Raw genomic sequence first — 7,196 nt, 5'->3', positions numbered from 1 at the left:
CGGCCGTCGTGGCCGACTGGTCCGCGGGCGGCTCCGGCGACGGCCTCGGGGGCCGGGTCCCGCCAGACCTCGCGTGGCAGCCCGAGCTGTGGCGGCGGCTCGTGGCGAGAGTGCCGGTGATGCCGCCGCACGAGCGTCACGCGGCGGTGGTCGCCCACCTGCGGGAGGGCCCCGCCGGAGAGCTGCCCGCACGGGTCTCGCTCTTCGGCCACACCCGGCTGTCGCGCTCGGAGATCGAGCTCGTCGGCGCGCTGGGCGAGCACCGCGAGGTGCACCTGTGGCTCCCCCATCCCTCCGACCGGCTGTGGGCGGCGCTCGCCGATCTGCGCGGCCCGGTCGTCCGCGCCGAGGACCGCAGTCACGAGGCGGTCGGCCACCCGCTGCTGGCCAGCCTCGGCCGCGACCTTCGCGAGGTGCAGCGGGGGCTCGCGACCCTCGACCTGAGCGACGAGCCGGTCGCCGGGACGATCACGCCGCCCGGCACCCTGCTCGGGTGGCTGCAGTCGGACCTGCGCGCCAACGCCGCGCCGGCCGATCCGGGCTCGCGGGTGCTGGCCGCCGGCGACCGGTCGGTGCAGCTGCACGCCGCCCACGGCCCGGCCCGGCAGGTCGAGATCCTGCGCGAGGTGATCCTCGGCCTGCTCGCCGACGACCCCACGCTGGAGCCCCGCGACGTCCTCGTGATGTGCCCCGACATCGAGGCCTACGCCCCGCTGATCGAGGCGGCGTTCGGGCTCGGCGACGTGGTCGGCGCCGAGGGGCATCCGGCCCACGGACTCCGCGTCCGGCTCGCCGACCGGGCGCTCGACCAGACCAACCCCCTCCTCGGCATCGCCTCGACCCTGCTCGACCTGGCCGGCGGCCGGGCGGGGGTGGGCGAGATCCTCGACCTCGCCCACACTGAGCCCGTCCGCCGTCGCTTCGGGCTGCGGGAGGACGACCTCGAGCAGCTGGCGGAGTGGGCGGCGGAGACCGGTGTGCGGTGGGGCTTCGACGCCGCCCACCGCGAGCCGTTCGGGCTGGGCGACTACGCGGCGAACACCTGGGAGTTCGGCCTCGACCGGCTGCTCACCGGAGTGGCGCTCTCCGACGACGCCGGCTCGTGGCTGGAGGCCACCCTGCCGCTGGACGACGTCGGCAGCGGCGCGATCGACCTGCTCGGCCGCCTGACCGAGCTCGTCCACCGGCTCCGCGCGGTCACCGACCGGCTCACCGGCGAGCATCCGCCCGCGCACTGGCTCGACACCCTCGAGGAGGGGATCGAGTCCCTCACCGCGGTCGGCCCCGCCGACGGCTGGCAGCGCGGTCAGCTGCTGCGCGAGCTGGGGCGAGTCCGCGATGCCGCGGACGGAGTCGCCTCCGGGATGCTCCGGCTCCCCGACGTACGCGCTCTGCTGGGAGACCGCCTGGCCGGCCGGCCGACGCGGGCCAACTTCCGCTCCGGCTCGCTGACGGTCGCGACGCTGGTGCCGATGCGCTCGGTGCCGCATCGGGTCGTCTGCCTGCTCGGGCTCGACGACGGCGTCTTCCCGCGCGTCGGCACGCTCGACGGCGACGACCTGCTCGCCCGCACGCCCGTGACCGGCGAGCGCGACCTGCGCACCGAGGACCGCCAGCTGCTGCTCGACGCGATCCTGGCCACGACCGAGACCCTCGTCATCACGTGGACCGGCGCGGACGTCTACTCCGGGCAGCCGCGCCCCCCGGCCGTGCCGTTGGGCGAGATCGCGGACGCGCTCGACCTCACCGCCGTCACCGCTGACGGGCGGCCGGTCTCCGAGGCGGTCACGGTGCGCCACCCCCTGCAGCCCTTCGACGCCCGCAACCTCACGCCGGGCGCGCTCGTCCCCGAGCAGCCGTTCAGCTTCGACCGCGCGGTCCTGGCCGGCGCCACCGCGGCGCTGCGCGAGCGGACTCCGGTGCCGCCCTTGCTCGACGGCCCGCTCCGCGTCGCCGGAGCCGGGGGCGAGGCCGAGGGCGACGTGGGCCTGGAGGAGCTGCTCGGCTTCTGGCGCAGCCCCGTCCGGGGGTTCTTCCGGCAGAGCCTCGACCTCGCGCTGCCCCGCGACCCGCGCGATGCCGCTCCCCTGGACGACGGCCTCCCCGTCGAGGTGGACCAGCTGGTCCAGTGGCAGGTCGGCGACCGCATCCTCGGCGACCTGCTGCGTGGGATCCACCCCGACCAGGCCCGCCAGCGGGAGTTCCGCCGCGGGGTCGTCCCGCCGAAGTGGCTCGGCTGGCGGCTGCTCGACGAGGTCGTCGGCAAGGCCAGGCCGATCGGAGCGGAGGGCCTGCGCCTGCGTGGCGGCCTGCCGGCCCGCGCGGCCGACATCGACGTCGACCTCGGCGGTGGGCGACGGCTGCGCGGCACGGTCGGGGACCTCTTCGGCGACCGGCTGGTCACGGCGCACTACGGCCGGCTGGGCGCCGGCCACCGGCTGCAGAGCTGGATCCGGCTCCTCGCCCTCGCCGCCACCGACGAGGACCGCTCCTGGTCCGCGCTCACCCTCGGGCGAGCCGGCGGCTCGCGTGGCGGCGGCTTCGCCCTGTCGCAGCTCGGCCCGCTCGACCACACGGCGATCGAGGCCCTGCGCGAGCTCGTCTCGCTACGCGACGCCGGCCTCGCGGCGCCGCTTCCGCTGCCGCTCAAGAGCTCCCTCACCTACGCCCGCAACCGCCGCACCGGAGCCGACCACGCGGAGGCACTGGAGAAGGCCGGCTGGGACTGGCGCGACGGCAGGTTCCCCGGCGAGCAGTCCGAGCCCGAGCACGTCCGCGTCTGGGGCGAGCGCGCCCCCCTGCCGGAGCCGGAGCGCTTCGCGGAGCTCGCCTTCCGGGTCTGGAGCCCCCTTCTCACCGCGGAGCAGGGCTCATGGTGAGCGAGGCCCTCACCCCCTTCGACCTCGGGGGCCCGCTGCCGACCGGCACCACGCTGCTCGAGGCCAGCGCCGGCACCGGCAAGACCTACGCCGTCGCCACCCTCGTGACGCGGTACGTCGCCGAGGGCATCGCGACGCTCGACCAGCTGCTGGTCATCACCTTCGGCCGTGCCGCGACGCAGGAGCTGCGCGAGCGGGTCCGCGCCCATCTCGTCGAGGCCTCCCGGACCCTGACCGATCCGGTCCAGCGCCGCCGGGTCCTCGACGCGCTGGCCGGCTTCGACGGCGCCACCATCGCGACCACCCACCAGTTCTGCCAGATCGTGCTCCGCTCCCTCGGCGTCGCCGGCGACAGCGACCCCGGTGCGACCCTGGTCGAGTCGCTCGACGAGCTCGTGGTCGAGATCGTCGACGACCTCTACCTGCGGTGGTATGGCGGGACGAGCACCCCGCCGCCGATCAGCCGCGACCTCGCGCTGTCCGTCTCCCGCGCCGCGGTCGACGATCCTCAGGCGGCCCTGGCGGCGGCCCCGGGACATCCGGCGGCCGAGGCCCGCGTCGCGTTCGCGACCGAGGTCCGGGCCGAGCTGGAGCGCCGCAAGCGGCGGCTCGGCGTCCTCTCCTACGACGACCTCCTCTCCCGGCTGGCCGATGCCCTCGCCGACGGGTCCGGGGGCGAGCCGCCCGCGCGCCTGCGGATGCGCGAGCGGTGGCGGATCGTGCTCGTCGACGAGTTCCAGGACACCGACCCCGTCCAGTGGCAGGTGCTCGAGCGGGCCTTCGCCGGAGCGGCCGACCGCGGCGATCAGCCCACCCTCGTGCTCATCGGGGACCCCAAGCAGGCGATCTACGGCTTCCGGGGCGGTGACGTCGCGACCTATCTGGCCGCCGCGCGCACCGCCACCGCCCGTGCCACCCTGGCGACCAACTGGCGCAGCGACGACGACCTGGTCCGCTCGCTCCAGGTGGTGCTCGACGGCGCCCAGCTCGGCGACCCGGGCATCGCCGTGCTGCCGATCTCGGCCTCCCGCCCGGGCTCCCGGCTGGCCGGCGCCGGCCCGGCGTGGCGGATGCGCCAGGTCCGGCGCGACGGCTTCCGGCTCCGCAACGGCGACATCGCCGCCGCCGAGGCGCGGGCCTTCGTGGCCCGCGACTGCGCCGCCGACATCGCCCGCGTCCTCTCCTCCGGCGCCACGTGGGACGGCGAGCCGCTGGCCGCGGGCCAGATCGCCGTGATCGTCTCCCAGCGGGCCCACGGAGCGCTGGTCCAGGCGGAGCTCGCGGCCCGCGGCGTACCCGCGGTGATGCTCGGCGGGGGCGACGTGCTCCGCACCGAGGCGGCCGATGCGTGGTGCGCCCTGCTCGAGGCACTCGAGGCGCCGCACCGGACGGGGCTGGTGCGGGCGGCGGCGCTGACGCCGTTCTTCGGCCGGCGCGCCGCGGAGCTCGCCGAGCCCGACCGGGGCGGGGAGGAGCTCACCTCGCGGATCGCCGACACGCTGCGCGGGTGGGCCCTCGTGCTCCGCAGCCGCGGGGTGGCCGCCCTGGTCGAGGCGGCGGAGGAGCGCGGGCTGACCGAGCGGGTGCTCGGCCGGGTCGACGGCGACCGGCTGCTCACCGACCTGCGCCATCTCGGGCAGCTCCTCCACGAGACCCAGACCCGCGAGCGGCTCGGTCTCACCGGACTGCTCGAGTGGTTCCGCGACGAGCGCCGCCGCACCTCCGCCGGCGAGCGCCCGCGGCGGCTCGACTCCGACGCGGCGGCCGTCCAGATCGTCACGATCTGGGGGAGCAAGGGGCTGGAGTACCCCGTCACCTATCTCCCGTTCGCCTACGACAACTGGGTCAACGACGCGCCCGCGGTCGTGCGCTTCCACGACCGCGATCTCGAGGACCGGCCGGTACGCACGCTCGACGTCTCGGGCGCGCCGACCCATGTGGCCGCGCACCTCTCCGAGGAGCTCGGCGAGGACCTGCGCTCGCTCTACGTCGCCCTGACGCGGGCCCAGTCGCAGGTCGTGACGTGGTGGGCCCCGACCTTCAACACCCCGACCAGCGGGCTGCACCGCCTCCTGTTCGGCCGTCGTCCCGGCACGCCCGAGGTGCCCGAGCGGATGGAGGTCCGCGACGACGACGTGGCCGCCGGGATCCTCGCGGCGCTGGAGGAGATGGGCGGGCCCGCTCACGAGCTCGCCGACATCGCCCCCACCGAGCCCCCCGCGACACCCGCCGCGGCGCCCGCGCTCGCCGCCCGCTCCTTCGATCGCCCCATCGACCTCGACTGGAGACGCACCTCCTACTCCGCGCTCATCCGGGTCGAGGAGTCCACCCCGCTCGTCGGCTCTGAGGAGCCCGCGGTCGGCAAGGACGACGACGCGGACGCGACCGACGACGCCGACCCGACCACGCCGAGTGGGGCCTCCGATCCGCCGAATGGGGCCTCCCCGCCCGGTGAGTGGGGGCTTCGGTCCCCGATGGCCGACCTCCCGGCCGGTGCGGAGTTCGGGTCACTGGTCCATGCGGTGCTCGAGCACGCCGACCCGGCCGCCACCGACTTCACGGCCGAGCTGCGCAGGCACGTCGCGGAGCAGTCCCGCTGGTGGCCCGTCGCGGCCTCCGCCGAGGAGCTGGCCGACGGCCTGCTGCCGATGAACGAGACGCCGCTCGGTCCCCTCGCCGCCGGGCTCACCCTGCGTGACATCGGCCTGGGCGACCGGCTGCGCGAGCTCGACTTCGAGATCCCGCTGACGGGTGGGGAGACCAGTCGCGGCGAGGTGCGGCTGCGCGACCTGGCGCCGCTGCTGCGCGAGCACCTCGCCCCGGACGATCCGCTGACGGCGTACGCCTCGAGGCTGGAGAGCCCGGTGCTGGGGGACCAGCTGCTCCGCGGCTACCTCTCGGGCTCGATCGACGTGGTGCTGCGGCTGCCGGGCGGCCGGTTCGTGATCGTCGACTACAAGACCAACTTCCTGGGGGAGACTGCCGGCGACTACACCCAGCCCAAGCTGGCCGAGGCGATGCTGCACTCGCACTACCCGCTCCAGGCGATGCTCTACGGCGTCGTGCTCCACCGCTACCTCTCGTGGCGGCTGCCGGGATACGACCCCGAGAGGCATCTGGGCGGCGTGCTCTACCTGTACGTGCGGGGCATGGTCGGCGCCGACACCCCGGTCGTCGACGGCGACCCGACCGGCGTCTTCCGCTGGCAGCCGCCGCCGTCGCTGACCGTCGCCCTGTCGGAGCTCCTGGACGGGGGTGGCCCGTGATCGAGACCTGGGAGCCGGTCGACGCCGGCGACGCGCGGTTCGCCCGCGAGGCCACCGGCGTGCTGCGGGCCTTCAACGAGGCCGGCGTGCTCACGGCGGCCGACGTCCATGTCGCCGCCCGGCTCGGCGATCTCGTCCGCGAGCCCGGGGAGGCCTCGCGGCTCGCGCTCGCCCTCGCGGTCCGGGCCGCGCGCCACGGGTCGGTCTGCGTCGACCTGGCGGCCCTCATGGCCGAGGCGCCGGAGCTGCCGTGGCCCGTCGCCGACGCGGGGGAGTGGCTCGCCGTCGCCCGCGGCTCCGCGCTGGCCGACCAGGTCCTCCGCTTCGAGGGCGACCTGGTCTACCTCGACCGCTACCACCGCGAGGAGGGCCAGATCCGCGACGACCTGCTCGCGCGCCTGGCCGCCTCACCGCCGATCGTGAACGAGGCGATCCTCGCCGAGAGCTCGGCTCGCCTCTTCCCCGGAGAGCAGTACGCCGAGCAGCGCTCGTGCGCGATCGCCGCCGTCCGCCAGTGGACCACCGTCCTGACCGGCGGCCCCGGGACCGGCAAGACCACGACCGTCCGAGGGCTGCTCGCGCTGCTGGAGGAGCAGGCCGACCAGCCGCTCCGGATCGCCCTCACCGCGCCCACCGGCAAGGCGGCCGCGCGCCTCCAGGAGTCGGTCGGCCGTCCCGACCTCACCGCCTCGACGCTCCACCGCCTGCTCGGCTGGCGACCCGGCTCCTCCACCCGCTTCCGCCACCACCGCGGCAACACCCTGCCCCACGACGTGATCGTGGTCGACGAGACCTCCATGGTCAGTCTCACGATGATGGCCCGGCTGCTGGAGGCGGTCCGGCCGTCGGCCCGGCTGATCCTCGTCGGCGACGCCGACCAGCTCGCCTCGGTCGAGGCCGGGGCCGTGCTCGCGGACCTGGTCGAGGGGCTGCGCCTCCGGGCGCCCGCCGCGGTCGGGCAGCTGCGGACCGCCCGGCGCTTCGGCGAGGAGATCGGCGAGCTGGCCGCCGCGCTCCGCGCCGGCGACGCGGACGCGGCCCTGGCGGTCCT

The 7,196-nt window shown here is 75.9% G+C and carries 3 protein-coding genes; all 3 read left to right on the top strand.

Annotation, left to right across the window (positions count from 1 at the left end):
* Nucleotides 1-2,879: exodeoxyribonuclease V subunit gamma (gene recC, locus QM572_RS17215; RefSeq protein WP_415095201.1), on the top strand; the 2,879-nt coding region annotated here is incomplete at its 5' end.
* Nucleotides 2,873-6,145, top strand: a complete 3,273-nt coding sequence (locus QM572_RS17210; RefSeq protein WP_415095200.1) for a UvrD-helicase domain-containing protein — start codon at nucleotides 2,873-2,875, stop codon at nucleotides 6,143-6,145. The genes recC and QM572_RS17210, both read left to right, overlap by 7 nt.
* A partial coding sequence (locus tag QM572_RS17205; protein WP_415095199.1) for an AAA family ATPase occupies nucleotides 6,142-7,196 on the top strand: 1,055 nt, incomplete at its 3' end. The genes QM572_RS17210 and QM572_RS17205, both read left to right, overlap by 4 nt.

This window comes from Nocardioides sp. (assembly GCF_047607365.1).
In the GTDB taxonomy this organism is placed as follows: domain Bacteria; phylum Actinomycetota; class Actinomycetes; order Propionibacteriales; family Nocardioidaceae; genus Nocardioides.
Note: the sequence above shows the minus strand (reverse complement) of the source record. Positions and strands in the feature narration are given on the sequence as shown.